This is a genomic window from Tessaracoccus sp. SD287, assembly GCF_017355265.1.
GTDB lineage: Bacteria > Actinomycetota > Actinomycetes > Propionibacteriales > Propionibacteriaceae > Aestuariimicrobium.
On record NZ_JADIJQ010000024.1, the window covers coordinates 1 to 18,904 of the forward strand.

Annotated in this window: 16 protein-coding genes and 2 tRNA genes; 14 read left to right on the forward strand and 4 right to left on the reverse strand. The window is 67.4% G+C overall.

Annotated features, from left to right (window positions below; genetic code table 11):
• Together IPV09_RS10120 and IPV09_RS10125 are read left to right on the forward strand one after the other, a co-directional pair.
• On the forward strand, positions 1-570 hold a 570-nt coding region (locus tag IPV09_RS10120; protein ID WP_207475125.1), incomplete at its 5' end, for an excalibur calcium-binding domain-containing protein.
• Entirely contained in the window at positions 570-1,391 is an 822-nt protein-coding gene (locus IPV09_RS10125; RefSeq protein ID WP_207475126.1) for an HNH endonuclease family protein, read from the forward strand. The genes IPV09_RS10120 and IPV09_RS10125, both read left to right, overlap by 1 nt.
• A 200-nt stretch (positions 1,392-1,591) precedes the next feature.
• Here IPV09_RS10125 and IPV09_RS10130 read toward each other — a convergent pair.
• Positions 1,592-1,664, reverse strand: a tRNA-Pro gene (locus tag IPV09_RS10130).
• A gap of 379 nt (positions 1,665-2,043) precedes the next feature.
• Between IPV09_RS10130 and IPV09_RS10135 the strand changes: the two genes are divergently transcribed.
• Positions 2,044-2,535, forward strand: a complete 492-nt coding sequence (locus tag IPV09_RS10135) for a hypothetical protein (protein ID WP_207475127.1) — start codon at positions 2,044-2,046, stop codon at positions 2,533-2,535.
• 166 nt (positions 2,536-2,701) lie between these two features.
• Here IPV09_RS10135 and IPV09_RS10140 read toward each other — a convergent pair whose 3' ends face one another.
• Together IPV09_RS10140 and IPV09_RS10145 are read right to left on the reverse strand one after the other, a co-directional pair.
• A complete protein-coding gene (locus IPV09_RS10140; RefSeq protein ID WP_207475128.1) occupies positions 2,702-4,072 on the reverse strand; it encodes an FAD-binding oxidoreductase in 1,371 nt (456 codons plus the stop codon).
• A gap of 326 nt (positions 4,073-4,398) precedes the next feature.
• Positions 4,399-5,007: a flavin reductase family protein gene (locus IPV09_RS10145; protein ID WP_207475129.1), complete on the reverse strand. Its 609-nt coding sequence runs from the start codon at positions 5,005-5,007 to the stop codon at positions 4,399-4,401.
• A gap of 64 nt (positions 5,008-5,071) precedes the next feature.
• Between IPV09_RS10145 and IPV09_RS10150 the strand changes: the two genes are divergently transcribed.
• A complete protein-coding gene (locus tag IPV09_RS10150) occupies positions 5,072-5,893 on the forward strand; it encodes a DUF427 domain-containing protein (RefSeq protein ID WP_207475130.1) in 822 nt (273 codons plus the stop codon).
• Positions 5,894-5,976: 83 nt separating this feature from the next.
• A complete protein-coding gene (locus tag IPV09_RS10155; RefSeq protein ID WP_207475131.1) occupies positions 5,977-6,399 on the forward strand; it encodes a CBS domain-containing protein in 423 nt (140 codons plus the stop codon).
• Here IPV09_RS10155 and IPV09_RS10160 read toward each other — a convergent pair.
• Positions 6,384-7,169, reverse strand: a complete 786-nt coding sequence (locus IPV09_RS10160; RefSeq protein ID WP_207475132.1) for a hypothetical protein — start codon at positions 7,167-7,169, stop codon at positions 6,384-6,386. The two genes, IPV09_RS10155 and IPV09_RS10160, sit on opposite strands and share 16 nt — an antisense overlap.
• Positions 7,170-7,492: 323 nt before the next feature.
• Between IPV09_RS10160 and IPV09_RS10165 the strand changes: the two genes are divergently transcribed.
• From IPV09_RS10165 to IPV09_RS10205, 9 genes are all read left to right on the forward strand, one after another.
• Positions 7,493-10,351, forward strand: coding sequence for a hypothetical protein (locus IPV09_RS10165; protein WP_207475133.1), 2,859 nt, complete (start codon positions 7,493-7,495; stop codon positions 10,349-10,351).
• Between the two features lie 168 nt (positions 10,352-10,519).
• Complete coding sequence (locus IPV09_RS10170; protein WP_207475134.1) at positions 10,520-12,148, forward strand: multicopper oxidase domain-containing protein; 1,629 nt, start codon at positions 10,520-10,522, stop codon at positions 12,146-12,148.
• A gap of 109 nt (positions 12,149-12,257) precedes the next feature.
• On the forward strand, positions 12,258-12,950 hold the full coding sequence (locus IPV09_RS10175; RefSeq protein WP_207475135.1) for a hypothetical protein: 693 nt from the start codon (positions 12,258-12,260) through the stop codon (positions 12,948-12,950).
• 142 nt (positions 12,951-13,092) lie between these two features.
• Positions 13,093-14,184 (forward strand): ScyD/ScyE family protein, encoded by a 1,092-nt coding sequence (locus tag IPV09_RS10180; protein WP_207475136.1) that lies wholly within the window; start codon positions 13,093-13,095, stop codon positions 14,182-14,184.
• 128 nt (positions 14,185-14,312) lie between these two features.
• Positions 14,313-14,386, forward strand: a tRNA-Gly gene (locus IPV09_RS10185).
• A gap of 174 nt (positions 14,387-14,560) precedes the next feature.
• Positions 14,561-15,976: a trigger factor gene (gene tig, locus IPV09_RS10190; protein ID WP_207475137.1), complete on the forward strand. Its 1,416-nt coding sequence runs from the start codon at positions 14,561-14,563 to the stop codon at positions 15,974-15,976.
• A 144-nt stretch (positions 15,977-16,120) separates the two neighbouring features.
• Positions 16,121-17,497 carry an AI-2E family transporter gene (locus tag IPV09_RS10195; protein WP_207475138.1) on the forward strand — a complete coding sequence of 459 codons (1,377 nt, stop codon included), beginning with the start codon at positions 16,121-16,123 and terminating at the stop codon, positions 17,495-17,497.
• Between the two features lie 127 nt (positions 17,498-17,624).
• On the forward strand, positions 17,625-18,191 hold the full coding sequence (locus IPV09_RS10200; protein WP_207475162.1) for an ATP-dependent Clp protease proteolytic subunit: 567 nt from the start codon (positions 17,625-17,627) through the stop codon (positions 18,189-18,191).
• A 17-nt stretch (positions 18,192-18,208) separates the two neighbouring features.
• Positions 18,209-18,865: an ATP-dependent Clp protease proteolytic subunit gene (locus IPV09_RS10205; RefSeq protein ID WP_370590281.1), complete on the forward strand. Its 657-nt coding sequence runs from the start codon at positions 18,209-18,211 to the stop codon at positions 18,863-18,865.
• The last annotated feature ends 39 nt before the right edge of the window (positions 18,866-18,904 follow it).

The following is an 18,904-nucleotide window of genomic DNA, read 5'->3' on the forward strand; positions in this document are numbered from 1 at the left end:
CCGAACCAGCGGCGACCCGTTCCCCCTCAGCCGCCACCGATCAAGAAGCCGGGCAAGTGGTACACGTCCAAGCCTGCCGTCGGGGTCGGCGCTGGCCTGGTCGGCTTGGTGATGGGGCTGGCCGGGAGCGGCGGCGGCACAGTGGCCGTCCCTGCCGCAGGCCCCACCGTCACGCTGACCGCCACCGCCTACTCCACCTCGACGGCCACCGAGACGGCGACCGAGACGGCGACCGCCACCACGACCCAGATGGCGACCTTGACGGTGTCTGCCATTGCTTCCACCTCGGCGCCAGCAACAACGGTGGCACCCAAGCAGATCGCCAGCGTGCCGACGACAACCGCGCCGAGGACGACAACCGCGCCGAGGACGACTGCAGCGCCGAGGACGACAACCGCGCCGAGGACCACGGCCGCGCCGAAACCGGACCCGACGACCAAAGCTGCCGACGTCTATTACGCCAACTGCACCGCGGTGAGGGCCGCCGGTGCGGCACCGATCCGCCGTGGCGAGCCCGGGTACAGCAGCAAGTTGGACAGAGATGGCGACGGGGTGGCGTGTGAGAACTGATGGCTGAGAGGAACGGCCAGGCGTGGTGGCAGGGTCGGTGGCTGCTCGGGATCGCAGCTGGCGTCATTGGTCTGGGGGTGGGCGCGGCAGCGATCGCGGGCCCCGCCGCCGTACCCGCACCGCAGGTGCTCGAGACGGTCTCTGGTGAGGTCACTTCGACGCAGAAGCGCACGGCGGCATCGACCACCGTGGCGCCCACGGTGCTGGTCCCAGCGACCCAGACGCAGCCACGCCCGGTTGATGGAGGCAGCGCCCTGGCTGGGCTGCGTTCCCTGCCCGTGAAGGGGCGCGCACCGAAGACTGGATATGACCGGGCACAGTTCGGGCAGCGCTGGTACGACCTGGACCGCAATGGCTGTGACACCCGCAATGACATCCTGCGTCGAGATCTGCAGGACGTCGAGCTGAAGCCCGGAACCCGTGACTGCGTCGTCCTGTCGGGAATGTTGCAGGACCCCTACACCGGGACGCAGATTCCGTTCGTCCGTGGCAATGCCACCTCAAGCGCCGTCCAGATCGACCACGTCGTGTCGCTGAGTGATGCGTGGCAGAAGGGTGCGCAGCAACTGGCGCCCGAGCGGCGTCAGGCATTTGCGAACGACCCGTTGAACTTGCTCGCTGTGGACGGATCCTCGAATGCGTCGAAGGGTGACGGCGACGCCGCGACATGGCTGCCCAGGAACAAGGGCTACCGGTGCGCCTACGTGGCGCGCCAGGTGGCCGTCAAGGTGAAGTACTCGCTGTGGGTGACTGAGGCCGAACAGGCTGCGGGGGAGCGCGTCCTGGTCGCGTGCCCGAGTGAACCGTTGCCCAGCGACTGAAAAATCATGGCCGAGGCTGGCGGGATCCGTGTCATTGCTGCCAGTTTCCGTCCCCCAGTTGGGTCCGACCCCCCTCACATGAGGGGCTGCACCCAACTGGGGGACAGAAACTGGGACCTGACGTGTGAGGGTGCAACTCGGGGAGCGATGGACGGCCACCACCGCTGATGTCAGCGGCGTGGTGACAAGGGATCTTGCGGTCGGGGCGACAGGACTCGAACCTGCGGTCTCCTGCTCCCAAAGCAGGCGCGCTAGCCACTACGCTACGCCCCGATGCCGCCGGGCCATTGACCTGACGACATCGCCCACCCTACTGGACGTTGACCCGTGGTCGGCACCACGCCGACTCGCGTAGCCGACCACCGCGGCACCACCGACGACCTCCGCTGCCCGATCTGACCATCACCGTGGAACCTCCACCGTGGAGGATCGGTACTCACCCAGCACGTGCGCCCAGCCGGGAATGGGTGGACACTGCAGGTAGGGGTGTGAGTGACCCTGCAGCGGACCAAGGCCAAGAGGGGAGATCGCAGTGCGATCCAGGACATTGGTGTTGCCTGCCCTCGCCGTGGCAGCGGCCGAGAGCTATCGCCGATGGTGGCGTCCGTGGTAGTTGCGGTGGGGGGCTTCCGATGAGGAAGTTGCCCGATCGATGCCTGGCGACGAGGTGGTGGTGGTGCCGTCATTCAATGCCACCCGCGCCATTTCCATCGGGGCGCGGCCCGAGGACATCTATCCGTGGCTGGTCCAGATGGGTGTGTCCCGCGCGGGTTGGTACAGCTACGACCTGCTGGACAACCTCGGTCGACCGAGCGCCGAGGTCATCCATCCTGAGTACCAGTCCATCCAGATCGGTGACGTGGTGCCGATGAGTCCTGACGGCACGCAGGGCATGCGGGTGCTCGGGTTCGAGAAGGACCGGTGGCTGCTCTGGTGGGACAACAAGGGCGACAGCACCTGGGTCTGGGACATCCATGCGGCCGGGGACGGGTCCTCCCGGCTCGTGAGCCGGGTTCGGATGAAGTATCGCTGGCTCTCACCCAGCATTCTGTTCAGCCTCCTGGTGGAGTTCTTCGACTTCGCCATGATGAGGCGTGCGATGGTGGGCATCAAGCAGAGGGCTGAAGCTGCGCCACAGCCGTGAATTGCTCTTCCCATCACCCCGACCGCTTGGTCAACGTCCTCGACGACGTCCACATGATCGTCTCACCGGAGGTTCAGGCGTCGGACGACCCGAGCCGGTGACACCACGCGAAGCTCATCCACGAGTTGAGCGTGGCCGACGGCCCTGGTGCCTTGTCGGACGCTTGTCAGGGCTGGATGTTCTGGTTGAGGTGGAACAGGTTGTCGGGGTCGTACAGACGCTTGACCTCACGCAGACGGTCGTAGTTGGTGCCGTAGTTCGCGGCAACCTTTGACTGGTCATCGGCCGAGGCGAAGTTGACGTACCCGCCAGGTTCGGAGTGTGGTGCAATCGCGGCGTAGTAGTCGCGCACCCACTGCGTGTTGGCGTCGTTGTCCGCGGCATCCGGCCACATGCCGGCGATCACCATCGCGTACTTGGCGCCCCGGTGTCCGAAAGCAGTCGCGTCGGCGGCCACGTCATGGCAGGCTCCGTTGATCGGGTACAGGTGGACGGTGGAATTGACCACCGGAACCCTCGGTCCGTGCTCCATGTGGGCGCCGATCATGTCGGTCGACAGATCAGAGGCATACGTCGCCTTCCAGTAGTGCTGCAGCCCACGGGGCACCAGGCCGTCAAAGGCACTGTTGAGGGCCGGATAGGGCATCGACCCCACGTGCTCGGCCACGGGTGCCGCCACCTCGCGGAAGCGCTGCAGTACCGCCTCGCCGTCGGCGGCCGAGCCCGTCCAGCAGGAGATGAGCGCCAAGAAGGGTTCGCCCACCCGGTTCTCGGGCACGAAGGGAAGGGGAGGGGCGATCTGGAAGGCAGGGAAGCCCCCGTACTCGCGTGGCGCGTTCTCGATGAACTCGTTGAAGTAGGCGAGCAGGGCGGGCCCGTCGGACAGTTCGAAGAACATCGGCCCGCCGTAGATCTGGTCCACGGGATGCAGGCGAAAGGTGAACTCGGTGACGACCCCGAAGTTGCCGCCCCCGCCCCTCAGGGCCCAGAACAGGTTGGGATGCTCGTCCGCGCTGGCGGTCAGGGTGGTCCCGTCCGCAGTGACGACCTGGGCCGAGAGCAGATTGTCACAGGACAAACCGTGGGCGCGGGCGAGGTAGCCGATACCTCCGCCCAGGGTGAGTCCACCCACTCCGGTGGTGGAGATGATGCCTCCCGTGGTGGCTCGACCCACCGCGCCGGTCGCCTCGTTGAACTGTCCCCAGGTCGCCCCGCCGCCCACGCGGGCGCTGTCACCATTCTGGTCGACGGTCACCACCGACAGTCCCGCGAGGTCGACGACCAGGGCATCGTCGGCCGTCCCGAAACCCGGCACGCTGTGCGAGCCACCGCGCACGGCGAGCTCGGTGCCGGTCTCGTGGGCGTGCCTGACCACGGCAGCCACGTCGTCAGGGGTCCGGCAGGACACGACGGCAGCGGGCCGCCGGTCGATCATGAAGTTGTAGACCTGCCGGGCTTCGTCATAGCCGGGGTCGCCCGGAGTGGATACCGGGCCGGTCACAGAGTCCCGAAGGGCCTGGATTGTCAGTGCGTTCATGACACCTCCCAATGAGCATCGAGCCCACCGCGATGGGCTGAGGCATGGCCCGACCTCGATTACGAACTGGAGGTCACAGAGCCGGGGTATCGGCGAAACCGCTGCACGCTGGGCAGGACCACACCGCTGGGCAGGATTCGGCGGACATCATGCGGGGCGGCCACAGGCCACGGCCTGGTGCGATCAACGGCAGCGGTCCGGCGGCGCCCCAGTCCACGCCGTACCACCGGACACCAGTATCCTCCGGCCGCCGCCGGGCTACAAGGGATGCTGCGCACCCGCGAGTTGCCCGAGCAGGGTCGCTCCTCCCGTGCGTCGCTGCTCCGCTATTTTGGGCGTCGCAGGTCGAAACGCTGGTCCGCGCTGATCCCGAAGTAGGCCGTCGGCCCGCCACCGCGAAGGACGGGCTCGGCGCTGGCGGTGTCGTACACCCCCTCGATCAGGTACCGGTCGTCGATGTGCACGGCGACCACCTCGCCGATGGTCAGCCATGCCGTCGTCGAGTGGCCTGACGCGTCACGCAGGTTGATCAGCTCGCTGAGTCGGCACTCGAATGACACCGGCGAGGCGGCCACCCGCGGGGTGTCGATCTCGACGGAGTCGGCGGACTGCAGCCCGGCCCGGTCGAACTCGTCGACGTCGTCGGTGGTCGAGGTCGCGTTCATCTGGGCTGCGAGTGGGCGGGTGACGAGGTTCCAGGTGAACTCGCCGGTCGCCTCGATGTTCGCCACGGTGTGCTTGGGTTCGGTGCTGGAGAAGCCCACCAGCGGCGGGGTGTAGTTGAAGGCGTTGAAAAAGCTGTAGGGGGCGAGATTGCGCCGCCCGTCCGCGCTCAGCGTCGCGATCCAGCCAATCGGCCTCGGCGCCACGAGTGCGTTGAAGGGGTCGTGGGCCAGGCGGTGGCCTTCGGACGGGCGGTAGAAGTGGGTCCCCATGGGGACAGTCTGCCGTCTCGACACCGCGCCTGGTCGGGGGTGACACTGGGGCATGGCGACTGAGATGAGCACGCTGTTCTTCAGCGCGATCGGGGACCTGCGGGTCCACCCGGTCCGCAAGTGGATCCGCGCCACCGTGGGCAGCCGCACCGTCGTCGACACTCGCCGGGCCAGGCTGGTCTGGGAACCTCGCCGCGTGGTCGCGTCCTACGCTGTCCCCGAGGACGATCTCGCCGGGACACTCGCACCGGCGTCGGCGCCGGGGACGCCGGCAACCGAGCGGCCGGTGTCGTTGGAGGAGGGGCCGCCGGTCCTCGATCCGAGCACTCCGTTCGCCGCCCACACGGCCGCGGGCACGACGCTGAGCATCCGCACACCGGACGGCGACCTGCCGGTGGCCGCCTTCCGACCTGATGACCCTGACCTGGCCGGCTACGTGATCCTTGACTGGGCCGCCTTCAGCCAGTGGTACGAGGAGGACGAACCGGTGATGGGTCACCCGCACGACCCGTTCGACCGGATTGACTGCCTGCGCTCCAGCCGACGCGTCCAGATCGGCAGCCAGGGCGTCATCCTGGCCGACAGCACCCGGCCGACCCTGCTCTTCGAGACGCCGCTGCCCACCCGGTTCTACCTGCCCCGCGAGGACGTCGCCCTCGACCTGCTCGAGCGCAGCGAGACGCAGACGGTGTGCGCCTACAAGGGACGGGCGTCCTACTGGTCGGCCCACGTCGGTGACACGGTGCTGGACGACATCGCGTGGACCTATCCGGACCCGCTCCACGATGCAGCCCCGGTTCGTGACCTCATTGCCTTCTTCACCGAACGCCTCGACCTCACCCTTGACGGGGTGCTCCAGCCGCGACCATCGACCCCGTGGTCCTGAAATGACCGGTGACCAGCCGAGAAGAACGTGAAAACCTGACTCCGACCGCTGACCGGCAACACATCTCGGGTCTACGATCAGACATGCGCATCGACGAGGTGGTCCGCCGCAAGGGACATGAGGTTGTCACGATCCGCTCTGACGCAACGATCGCCGAACTCCTCGACCTGCTCGAGGAGCGTCGGATCGGGGCGGTGGTGGTCTCCGATACCGACGGGCAGATCGACGGCATCGTCTCCGAACGCGACCTGGTCCCGCTGGTCCGCCAGGACGGTGCTGGTGCCCGCCTGGTCTCGGAGGTGATGACCCGCGAGGTCTACACCTGTGGTCCGCACGAACAACTCGAGGACATCGCCCGCACCATGACCGATCGACGCGTCCGGCACCTTCCGGTGGTCCAGGACGGACGGATGGTGGCGATCGTGTCCATCGGCGACGTGGTCAAGCACCGCCTCGACGAGTTGCAGACCGAGCGCGACCAGCTCGAGGGCTACGTGCGCGGTTGATCCCCCGGGGGCTGCAGCGGACGGGGCGGTTGCTGCCTGTTCCCGCCGATGTCCTCGACGGCCTTGTTCAGCCCCCGCGCCGCCTTCTTGCCCCAGGCACCGAGCCAGGCCGTGTTCTCGCCACCGAAGCCCTGGCGCAGACGTTCCCCGGGGGTCAGTTCCAGCGAATCGGTGATCTTCAGGGCGGCGGGGACAAAGGCGCGGGCGTCCCCCGACGACAGCACCCGGATGGCGCGTGCCGTCCACTCACCGAAGTCACCGCCGCCGGTCCAGGCAATGACCACCACCGACCTCGTCACGTCGCCCTCGGTATAGGTCGCCGACACCTCCGCGGCGCTGTCCCAGGTGAAATTGATGGCCCCGTCCTCGCGGAGGGCACGCATGTGGGTCTGCATTGACTCCGACGCCGCCTGGTGGGTGATCCGGAAGTCCGGTTTCTGGCCCAGGTTGAACGTGAGATAGTTCTGGGCCCACTGCTCTGCGGGGGCGGCGGCCATCACCGCCGCGCCGGGCCGCGCCGGGGCCCCGGGCACCACGAAGTCGGGAATGTCGGGATCGGCCGTGATGATCGTGGTGGCACCGTCGGGGCTGCCGGTGACCGCCCAGCGTACGACGCTGGCCGGGCCGGTCTGGCGCTGCTGCAGGTCACGGAACCAGCCGCGCGGCACGACCACGGTGAACACATTGCCGGGGCTGGTGACCAGTTCCCAGGCGTGCGGGTTGTCCGTCGGTGGGGGACCGGTGGGGTACAGCGGCGGTTGCGTGGTCATGGCGTCTCTTCGGCGAGCGGTGGATGTCCCGGGGGTACCTGCGGTGGACACAGCATCACCCATGCTCGCCACGAAAGCCAGAGCCGGGCGCGCGGGCGGTCCGGCCGAGCGCGCCCACCACGGCCCTACAAATGCCCCTCACACGTCATGGTGTGACATTTCTCACGTTTTGCGGAGGTGCTTGAACAATGCATTTCATGATTGCGAGATCAATCATAATTCGGTTATTTAACTCTGTTGATTCTATTGCTCTCAGGTATGCCTCTCATTAGTTTTGACCTGGTGGCACATCGCCGTGCCACGATCAAGTGGGAGGAACCACCATGATGTTCCGTTCCCGCATCGGTGCACTGATCGTCTCGGGGGCGCTCGTCCTCGTTGCACCGTTGGCGGGTCACGTCACGCCGAGCCTCGCTGCTCCGGCCACCGCAACTGATGAGACGCAAGTCCCCCATTACTTTGGCCCCTACCCGAACTGGGCGCTCAGCCCGCTGACCTTGTCCAAGGCCGCCGTGACGATCACCGGTTCGGGGGCTGACGCCACGGCCATCGCCCAGGTTGACCCGACCACCGGCGGCATCTCGGGCATCACCGTCACCTCACCCGGCCGCGACTACTCTGCCGGGGCCACCGTGACGATCACCGGCGGCGACCCCAATGCCACCGCGACGGCCACCGTCAGCACGTCCGGGGTGGTGATCGGCTTCACCGACGTCGTGGGAGGTTCGCGCTACACCGCGCCCTCGGTGAGCCTGTCCGGCGGCGGGGGAGCGGGGGCCACCGCACTGGCCTCCGGTGGGGTGGACATCGTCACCATCTCCGACGGTGGGCTGGGCTACACCATGCCCACCATCGACTTCGACCTGCCCGACGACCCCAACGGGGTCCAGGCCAAGGCGCACGTGCCGATGGTGGCCAACGGTGACGCCATCGACGGCATGGACGCCAACGGGACCATCACTGCGGTGGTGGTTGACGAGCCCGGCACCGGCTACCTGACGGCCCCGGCAGTCTCCATCCTCAATGGCACCCACTTTGACCCGATCACCCTGGCCGACGGCGGCCGCCCGGCCACGGCCACCACCACACTGGCGATCTCCGCCGTGAACGTCGTGGACTTCGGCGCCGGCTACACCTCGGCGCCCACGGTCACCATCACCGACCCCAACGGCGCCGGCGAGGGTGCCACCGCCCGGGCAATCACCGACACCGGTGCCATCACCGGCATCACCGTCACCGAGCCGGGCGCCGGCTACCTGACCCAGGGCATGCGCAAGTTCGTCGACGACCTGCCCGGCACCTGCACCCCGCCCGCCTGCCCGACCAGCGGCAAGTTCATCCCCACCGCGGTCCCCGCCCAGAAGACCTACAACGGGGTGGTCGCCGACGAGATCGTCATCGGCCTGGTCCAGTACCGCACCCGGTTCTCCTCCGACCTTCCCGAGGGCACCCTGGTGCGCGGCTACGTCCAACTGGAGACCCCCGACAACATCGACATCAGCCAGCACGTTCCACTGGCCAATGAGCTACTGGACGGAAGAAAGGTCCTCGTCGAGGGCGGGTACCTCGGTGTGACCAGCCCGCAGTACCTCGGCCCGTTCATCAACGCCACCAAGGACAAGCCGGTCCGCATCGTCTTCCGCAACCTGCTGCCCACCGGTGTCGACGGCGACCTGTTCCTGCCCACCGACAGTTCGATGATGGGCTCCGGCATGGTTCCGATGACCATGGCCGACCCGGTCGACAACAAGTCGGTCCTCGACGAGGTACGCAACCCGGTGTGCAGCCAGGACCCCAAGCCGGACTCCTGCTTCCCCGACAACCGCGCCACCCTGCACCTGCACGGCGGCATCACCCCGTGGATCAGTGACGGGACTCCGCACCAGTGGATCACCCCGGCCAACGAGTCCACCTCGTGGCCCCAGGGCGTCAGCGTCTCCAACGTCCCCGACATGCTCGACAACCCCGCCGACCCCACCAGCGTGACCTGCCAGGCTGCCGACGACGGTTGCCAGACCTTCTTCTACACCAACCAGCAGAGCGCGCGGATGATGTTCTACCACGACCATTCGTGGGGCATCACCCGCCTCAACGTGTACGCCGGTGAGGCAGCCGGGTACACCATCACCGACGACACCGAGAAGAGGCTCGTGGCCAGCGGCGTGATCCCGCCCGCGGCGGACACGATCCCGCTCGTCATCCAGGACAAGACCTTCGTCCCCGACGAGGCCCAGCTCAAACTGCAGGACCCCACCTGGGACTCCACGCGATGGGGTACCAAGGGCAGCTTCTGGTACCACCACGTCTACATGCCCGCCCAGAACCCCGGCGATCCGTCGGGCATGAGCGCCTACGGACGCTGGATGTACGGACCCTGGTTCTGGCCGCCGGCCGCCGACACCAAGTACGGCCCCATTCCCAACCCGTACTACGAGGCCTCCTGCAAGCTGGACGTCCCGTCGACCTGGCAGTACCAGACCGACCCGTTCTGCGAACCCGAACAAATTCCCGGGACGCCGAACATCTCGGCCGGCATGGAGCAGTTCAATGACACCCCCATCGTCAACGGCGTGGCCTACCCGAAGCTGACGTTGGAGCCCAAGTCGTACCGGCTGCGGATGCTGAACGCCGCCAACGACCGGTTCTTCAACCTGCAGTGGTACCTGGCCGACCCCACCCAGGGGAACGGCACCACCGAGGTCGCGCTGAACCCGCTCGAACTGGCGGCCGCCCAGACCGACCCGAACGTGTCTCCCACCCCGGTGGGCACCAACAACAACGCCTACGGCCCTGACTGGATCCAGATTGCCTCCGAGGGCGGCTTCCTGCCGGCCCCGGCGGTCGTCGACGGGCAACAACCCACCACGTGGATCACCGACCCGACCCGGTTCGACGTCGGCAATGTCGACAAGCACTCGATGCTGCTGGCGCCGGCCGAACGTGGCGACGCCATCGTCGACTTCTCCAAGTTCGCGGGCAAGACGCTGATCCTCTACAACGACGCCCCCGCTGCCTTCCCGGCGCGCGTCCCGTCCTATGACTACTACACCGGCGCCCCTGACCTGAGCCCGAATGGCGCCCCGACGATCCTGCCCGGCTTCGGGCCCAACACCCGCACGGTCATGCAGGTCACCATCGCCAACACCACCCCGGCGGCCGCGTTCAACCTGACCACGCTGTAGAACGCGTTCAAGCACAACGCCGCAGGCACCGGTGTCTTCGAGTCGGGACAGAACCCGATCATCGTCGGCCAGTCGGCGTACAACTCGGCCTACGGGACGACGTTCGCCGCCGGCGGCAACTGCAACGCCCCCAACAGCACCTCGACCAGGTGCGACGGGCTGGTGCGGGTGAGTGACACCACCACCTTCGGTTTCAACACCTTGAAGGCACCCGCCGCCAAGATGACGATGCCGCTCGGCCCCAAGGCACTGCATGACGAGATGAACTCCACGACCTTCGACGAGTTCGGACGCATGCAGGCGACGATGGGTCTGGAGGCGCAACCACCCACGCCAGGGCTGCAGAACGTCACTCTGTATCCCTACGTGAACCCGGCCACCGAATTGATCGATGCCACCAACCTGCCGACGGCTGGGGTGAAACTGTCCGCGGGTGGCCTGCCCGATGGCGACGTCAAGGTCACCCCCATCAGTTCGGCCTCCGACGGCACCCAGATCTGGCGGTTCACCCACAACGGGGTGGACACCCACCCAATCCACTTCCACCTCTATGACGTCCAAGTGCTCAACAGGGTCACCTGGGACAACATCATTCTGCCCACCGAGCCCTCCGAACTGGGCTGGAAGGACACGGTGCGGATGAGTCCCCTGGAGGACACCATCGTGGCCCTGCGGCCGATCATTCCGAAGGTTCCCTTCGAGGTGCCCAATGCGATCAGGAACCTGAACCCGATGATGCCGACCGGGTCCAGGGCAATGTTCAACAATGTCGACCCGCAGGGCAATCCGGCGACCCCCATCGTCAACAAACTGGTCAACTTCGGCTGGGAGTACGTCATCCACTGCCACATCCTCAGCCATGAGGAGATGGACATGATGCGACCGGTTTCGGTGGCGGTGCCGCCGCAGCGACCCGACGGACTGACCTCGGCGGTGGTCGGCAATGGCGGCAATGCCAGGATCAGACTGACCTGGCGCGACAACTCGATCACCGAGACGTCGTTCCTGGTGCAGCGGACCACTGACGGCACCACCTGGGTCGACGTGGGAACCGTGGCCTCCCCGCTCGACCAACCGAACACCCACCAGACCAGGACGTTCACCGACACCACGATGAATGCCACCACGCCACGCCAGTACCGGGTGGTGGCGCTCAATGCGGTCGGTTACGGCGGTGCCCATCCGGCGCTGACCGTCCGGTCGGTGTCCCCGGCGCTGGGTGTCAACGCTCCGGCGGCGCCCACCGCGCTGACCGCAACCCTGCAGGCCGGGCCGCGGGTGAGCCTGAGTTGGCGGGACAATGCCACCAACGAGACCGGCTTCGTCGTCGAACGGGCCACCAACGGTGGTGCGTTCTCGGTGATTGCCTCCCCGGCCGCGCGCGGTGGCACTGGAACCGTCACCCTGGTCGACTCGGCGGTCCTGCTGGGCAACAGCTACGCCTACCGGGTCAGGGCGGTGAACGTGGCGGGTGCCTCGACGGACTCGAACACTGCCACCCTGATGGTCGCGGTACCCACGGCCCCGGTGATCTCCACGGGCACGGCCGTCCGGCAGGGCTCCAACGAGCGCCTCACCCTGACCTGGGCTGACCTGGGCAACGAGTCGAGCTACACGATCCAGTGGAGCACGACCGCGGCCTTCACCTCGGTGAGCGGGTCGGGCACCGCCGCCGCCAATGCCACGTCCTTCACCACCGGGACCATCGCCCGGCAGACGTGGTACGTACGGATTCGGGCGAACAATGCGCTCGGCTCCTCGACCTGGTCAACGACCACGGTGGCTCCCGCACCGTAGCCATCGCGACGTCGTCTGACCCAGGATGATCCGGCGGTGGCTTCGGCCACCGCCGGATTCTTCGTCGCGGCCAGCCAGTCGGCAGCAGGGCCGCTTGTACCCTTGGTCCATGTCCCCGAAATCGTCACGCGCTGCCATGACCGGTGCCGCCGCCGGCGTGGTCGCCATGCTTGCCCTGGTCGCCTGCACGCCTGACGAGGGCACCACCGGCGTCCCCCACACCGCCCAGCAGACGACGTCGGAGTCGTCCAGCGTCCAGCCGTCGGTGGCCGTCCCGAGCGCCACCAGTGCGCCGGATGCCCCCTCGACCAGCGCACCTGTGTCCACCGGTCCGGCCGCCACCAGCGAGCCAGCGGCCACCGCGACCGACCTGCCCACGACGGTGACCACCACCCAGACCACCGGGCTGACGGGGAACCCGCCCGACCCGACCTCGGGGCCCCGCACCAAGCAGTTCGGCGGTGTCACCACCTACGCCGACAAGTCAGCGATCCGCGTCGAGGCGCCCCAGCCGTTCACCCCGACCGGCGGCGCTGCCGGCAAGCATGTGGTGCTGACCATCACGGTGGTCAACAATTCGCCGGCCGCGGCACCCATCGACTTCTGGTACATCTCGGCGCAGGTCGACGGTCAGCCCGTCGAACCGGTCACCGACCGCGCCCAGGGCGTCGGGATGCCGTCCGGTGACCTGGCGCCGGGGCAGCAGCGCACCTTCAAGCTGGCCTACCCCAAGACGTCGGGCCAGCTGCTGGTGCTCGAGGTGGTCTGGCGCGACGGGTACCCCTTCACCTACCAGGCGTGACGGGTCGTGCGGGTCCGGTGGGCCCCCAATTGGGGCATTTACCCAAGCCCTTGGCGAGCGTAGTGTTTTCGCCCATGGAGGGTGGCAATGGTGTCCCCAATCCCGAGGCTCCACGGCACCCCTGTGTGGTGAGGAGAAGCTCATGAAGTTGCGCGCCATCGCTGCCGTGACCGCTGCACTCGCTGTTGTCCTGAGTCCTGTCGGAACAGCTCAGGCAACCCCATCCCGTTCTGGACCCACGACCCTGGCCGATGGACTGGTCTGGCCCCTGCACCTCTCGGTCGGCCCGGGGAAGGTCGTCACCGTTTCTGAATCGTTCGCCTCAAGGCTCAGCAACGTCAGCCGTTCCGGCGTGACCAAGACCATCTACGCCGCGCCGGACTGGGACGTCGCCGGCTCGGAGTACCGCGGCAGCACCCTGTACTTCCTCCAGAGCGCAGGGGCCGGGCCGATGGACCCACGCCCGCTCGCAGGCTCCCTGAAGGCCATCGACGCCAGGGGCCGAGTGACCACCATCACCAGTCAACTGGGGGTCCATGAGACGATGACCAATCCCGACCAGAACACCCGGTACGGACTGTCCGCCGCTGACGCTGCGGCCCATCCGGACTGCGTCGCCCAGCTGGAGGCCGCCCAGGTCCCGACCAGCTACACCGGCGAGGTCGACTCCCACCCGTACGGTCTGGCTGTGGACGGCAACACGGCCTACGTCGCTGATGCCGGCGCCAACGCAGTGCTCACCGTGAACCTGCGGACCGGTGCCATCCGGACGCTCGCCGTCCTTCCCGCTCGACCCGTGAAGATCACGGCCGACCAGGCTGCCGGGTTGGGCATTCCGGCATGCGGGGGACTGACCTACAACTTCGAGTCCGTTCCCACTGACGTGGAGGTCGGGCCCGACGGCTGGCTCTATGTCGCGTCCCTGCCCGGCGGCCCTGAGGACGACAGCCTCGGCGCTCGCGGTGCGGTCTTCCGCGTCAATCCCTGGACGGGGAAGGCGCACGTCTACGTCGACGGCCTGCTGTCTCCCACCGGCATCGCGCTGGACGACCATGGGAACCTCTACATCGCCTCGTTGTTCGGGGCTGGCGTGTACAAGGTTCGCCCAGGTTCCCACCACGCGACGCTCTTCCTGGCAGCCGAGGAAGCCGCCGCCGTCGAGGTGCGCGGTTCGACCCTGTACGTCACCACCCATGTATTCGGCAACGGGACGCTGATCGCCAAGCGGCTCTGACTCCGACCATGTTCAGCGCGCGGGGTGCGGCCCATCACCTGGCCCGCACCCCGCGCGTTGGTCGAATGGCGGGCGCGGCTGCCTCATGGCATACTTGGGGCGCGCCGCGCCCGTCAGGGTCGCGGCCTGCGGATGTAGCTCAATGGTAGAGCCCTAGTCTTCCAAACTAGCTACGCGGGTTCGATTCCCGTCATCCGCTCCACTGGGCCCCGCCACGGCGGGGCCCGACTGGTGTCACGGCAGGGAATGGGCTGCCTGCTTTGGCGTGGGTGGCTCGCGTCGCTAGGATTGACCGGTCAGCCCTGCCGCAGACGCCCATGTTGGGGTGCCTCGCGTACTGGTGGGGCGTCCCCAGTACACCCATCCAGGAGAACACGTGCCCAGCACCCTTGAGCAGCTCAGCCCGAACCGGGTGAAGCTCACCATCGAGTTGCCCTTCAGCGAACTCAAGCCGGCCCTCGACAAGGCCTACCAGGAGATCGGCACCCAGGTCACCGTGCCCGGGTTCCGCAAGGGCAAGGTGCCTGCGCGCGTCATCGACCAGCGTGTCGGCCGGGGGACCGTCCTGGAGCAGGCCATCAACTCGGCCCTGCCCGAGGCCTACGCCGCCGCCGTCGAGGAGCACAAGCTCGTCCCGCTCGGCCAGCCTGACGTCGACGTCACCAAGCTGGAGGACGGCGACCTGGTCGAGTTCACCGCCGAGGTCGACGTGCGTCCCGAGTTCGACCTGCCGGACTTCTCCACGATCACCGCCGAGGTCCCCGTCCTCGAGGTCGCCGACACCGAGTTGGACGAGCGCCTGGACACCCTGCGCGCCCGCTTCGCCACCACCACCGAGGTGGACCGCGCCGCCGCCGAGGGTGACGTGGTCACCCTCGACCTGGCCGGCAAGCAGAACGGAGAGGTCCTCGACGAGGCCAGCGCCACCGGCGTCACCTACAAGCTGGGTTCCGGCGGCATGCTCGACGGACTGGACGAGGCCGCCACCGGGCTCAAGGCCGGCGAGACCGCCACCTTCACCTCGACCCTGGTCGGCGGGGCCCACAAGGACGAGGAGGCCGAGATCGAGTTGACGATCACCAAGGTCTCCGAGCAGGAACTGCCCGAACTGGACGACGAGTTCGCCCAGATGGTCAGCCAGTTCGACACCGTCGAGGAGATGAAGGCCGACCTGAGCGACGCCATCGTCCGCCAGGCCCGCCTGCGCCAGGCCACCGACGCCCGTGACAAGGTGCTCGAGGCCGTCCTGGCCGAGACCGCCTTCGAACTGCCCGAAGGTGTCGTCACCGCCGACTTCGAGGCCCGCCAGCAGCAGATCAACACCCAGCTGGCCCAGGCCGGTCTGACGATCGAGCGCTACCTGGCCGAGTCCGACGAGGAGGCCGAGACGGCTGAGGAGTTCTGGGCGACCATCAAGCAGCGTTCGCTGGACGCCCTGCGCGCCCAGGTCGTGCTCGACAAGCTGGCCGACGAGGACGAGATTGGCGTCGGACAGGAGGAGCTGACCCAGCTCATCTTCGCCAAGGCGAGCCAGTCGGGCAGCACTCCCGAGCAGGAGATGCAGCACATGATGGAGCACAACCACACCCAGGAATGGATGCTGGAGGTGCGCCGCAACAAGGCGCTGACCCAGATCGTCAACGCTGCCACCATCACCGATGCCGACGGCAACGTCGTCGACCTGGCCAAGCTGCAGCAGGACGGCACCCTGGTCAACCAGGACGACGAGGTCGAGGCCGATCAGGCTGACGCCGACGCCGACGCCGCTGAGGTCGAGACCGACCAGGCCTGAGCCACCCCGCACCACTGGACTGCCGCGCCCCCGACCTTGGGGGCGCGGCAGTCGCGTTCATGGGCCATGGTGAGCGCTGCATCTGTCAGGATGGGTCGAGCCCGGTCACGGGTTCGGATGTGATCACCTCGAGTCAGGAGTGGGATGAGCCAGATCGGTCAGTGGGTGAAGGGGCTGTTCGGCGGGAATGCCAACCCGAAGCAGACCGCTCCCGCGTTCGCCGGGACACGCGGCACGCCCCCCACCACCAGCACCACGCCGCGCCCGGTTGATGCCGCCACCGTCGCCACCCAGGCGGACGCGGCGTCCGGGCCACGGCGCGCGGAGTCCGTGGCGTCCCCGCAGAGCCCGTCGACGCTCGGCCCCCGCACGGTGGTGACCCCCAGCGAGTCGCCCGTGGACGCCGAGGCGGCAGCGACCCCGGCCAGTGGGATGGCCTCGACCACGACCAGTGGTGGACGGTCGAACTTCCTCCCCGCGGTGGTGGCCCTGGCCGCGATCGCGCTGGCGCTGTGGATGATGAACCAGTACCGCGACTTCGTGGCACCCATCTTCTTCTCGCTGAACATGATGATCACCGCCTACCCGTTGTTCCGGGTGCTGCGCCGATTCCGGGTGCCCACGCTGATTGCGGTACTGGTGACCGGCCTGGCCGTGATCGCGTTCATGGGCCTGTTCCTGTTCGGCCTGTACTGGGCCGTGGCCGCCATGGTGCAGAAGCTGCCCGACTACAACGCCCAGTTCACGACCATGTACAGCGACATCATCACCTACCTGGCCGGTCTCGGCCTGTCCGAGGAGATGCTCCGTGAACAGGTGATGAGCATCGACCCCTCGCAGATCGCCTCGGTGGCCAGCGGGGTACTGGCCAGCGCCGGCAACGTCGGAGCCCTGCTGGTGGTGATGATCACCGCCCTGATCTTCATGCTGATGGACACCCCGCAGATGCAGGAACGCCTCGACATCGCCCGCTCCGGCCACGGCACGTTCATCGAGGCACTCGGCAGCTTCGCCGAGGGCATCCGCCGGTACTGGATCGTCACCACCGTCTTCGGTCTGATCGTGGCCGTCCTCGACCTGGCCGTGCTGATCGGGCTCGGGGTGCCGCTGGCACTGGTCTGGGCCATCTTCAGCTTCCTGACCAACTACATTCCCAACATCGGGTTCGTGATCGGTCTGGTGCCGCCGGCGCTGCTGGCGCTGGTCGACTCCGGCCCGCGGACCGCCATCGCCGTGGTCGTCGCCTACTCGGTGCTCAACTTCGTCGTGCAGTCGATCATCCAGCCGAAGTTCGCGGGCAACGCGGTGGGCCTGACCCCGACCCTGTCGTTCATCTCGCTGCTGCTGTGGACCGCCGTGTTGGGCCCGCTGGGTGCCCTGCTGGCCCTGCCGATGTCGCTGCTGGTCAAGGCCCTGCTGATCGACCCCGACCCGAAGACACGATGGGTGAACGCGCTGATCTCGTCGCGTCCCCAGGACGCCGCCATGCCCGAACAGGCGGCCGAGCCGACACCGGGGTGAGTTTGGGCACGCCTCCAGCGAACAGCGCGAAATGGGTCAGGTTTTGTCCTGCTGACCGGGTAGGTTTCAAGACGTGAACATTCCAGACAAGACCATCAAGGCCGCTGCCGGCGGTGCAGGCTTCGGCATGACCGACAGCGTCTACCAGGCATTGCTGGCCAACCGCATCATCTTCCTCGGCTCCGAGGTCAAGGATGACAACGCCAACGCCATCTGCGCGCAGATGCTGCTGCTCAATGCAGAGGACTCCGACAAGGACATCTACCTCTACATCAACTCTCCGGGTGGGTCGGTCGACTCCGGCATGGCGATCTTCGACACCATGCAGTGGATCTCGAACGACGTCGCCACCGTGGCCATGGGTCTGGCCGCCTCGATGGGACAGTTCCTGCTCTCGGCCGGAACCCCGGGCAAGCGCTTCGCCCTGCCCCACAGCCGCATCATGATGCACCAGCCCTCGGGTGGGCTCGGTGGCACCGCCTCCGACATCCGCATCCAGGCCGAGCAGTCGCTGCACATCAAGCGGACGATGGCCCGGCTGATCGCCGAGCACACCGGTCAGACCATTGACCAGATCGAGGCCGACTCCGACCGTGACCGCTGGTTCACCGCAGAGCAGGCGCTGGAGTACGGGTTCATCGACCACGTCTACGAGCGCGCCAGCATGATCAAGACCGACGCCCCGAACCAGTGAGGAACCCCCAGATGACCATGTCAATCACCGCAGGTTCCATGCTGCCCGGCGGAATGGCCCCGCAGGCCCCGTCGATGGACTACTACATCCCCCAGTGGGAGGAGCGCACCAGCTACGGTGTGCGCCGCGTCGACCCCTACACCAAGTTGTTCGAGGACCGGATCATCTTCCTCGGCACCCCCATCACCGACGACATCGCCAACGCCGTGATGGCGCAGCTGCTGTGTCTGCAGTCGATGGACGCCGAGCGCCAGATCTCGATCTACATCAACTCGCCCGGTGGCTCGTTCACCGCGCTGACCGCGATCTACGACACCATGCGCTACATCAAGCCCGACGTGCAGACCGTCTGCCTCGGCCAGGCTGCCTCGGCGGCCGCCGTGCTGCTGGCTGCCGGCACCAAGGGCAAGCGGCTGGCGCTGCCGAACTCCCGCATCCTGATCCACCAGCCGGCGACCGAGGGCGGCTACGGCCAGTCCTCCGACCTGGAGATCCAGGCCAAGGAGATCCTGCGCATCCGCTCCCTGATGGAAAACATGCTGGCCACCGACACCGGCCAGCCCGTCGAGCAGGTCACCAAGGACATCGAGCGCGACAAGTACCTGACCGCCGAAGAGGCCGTCAAGTACGGCATCGTCGACGACATCCTGACCTCGCTGAAGGACGTCAGCTAATCACCCGTCCCGGCTCGTTCGTTGGGGGCTGCTGCCCCA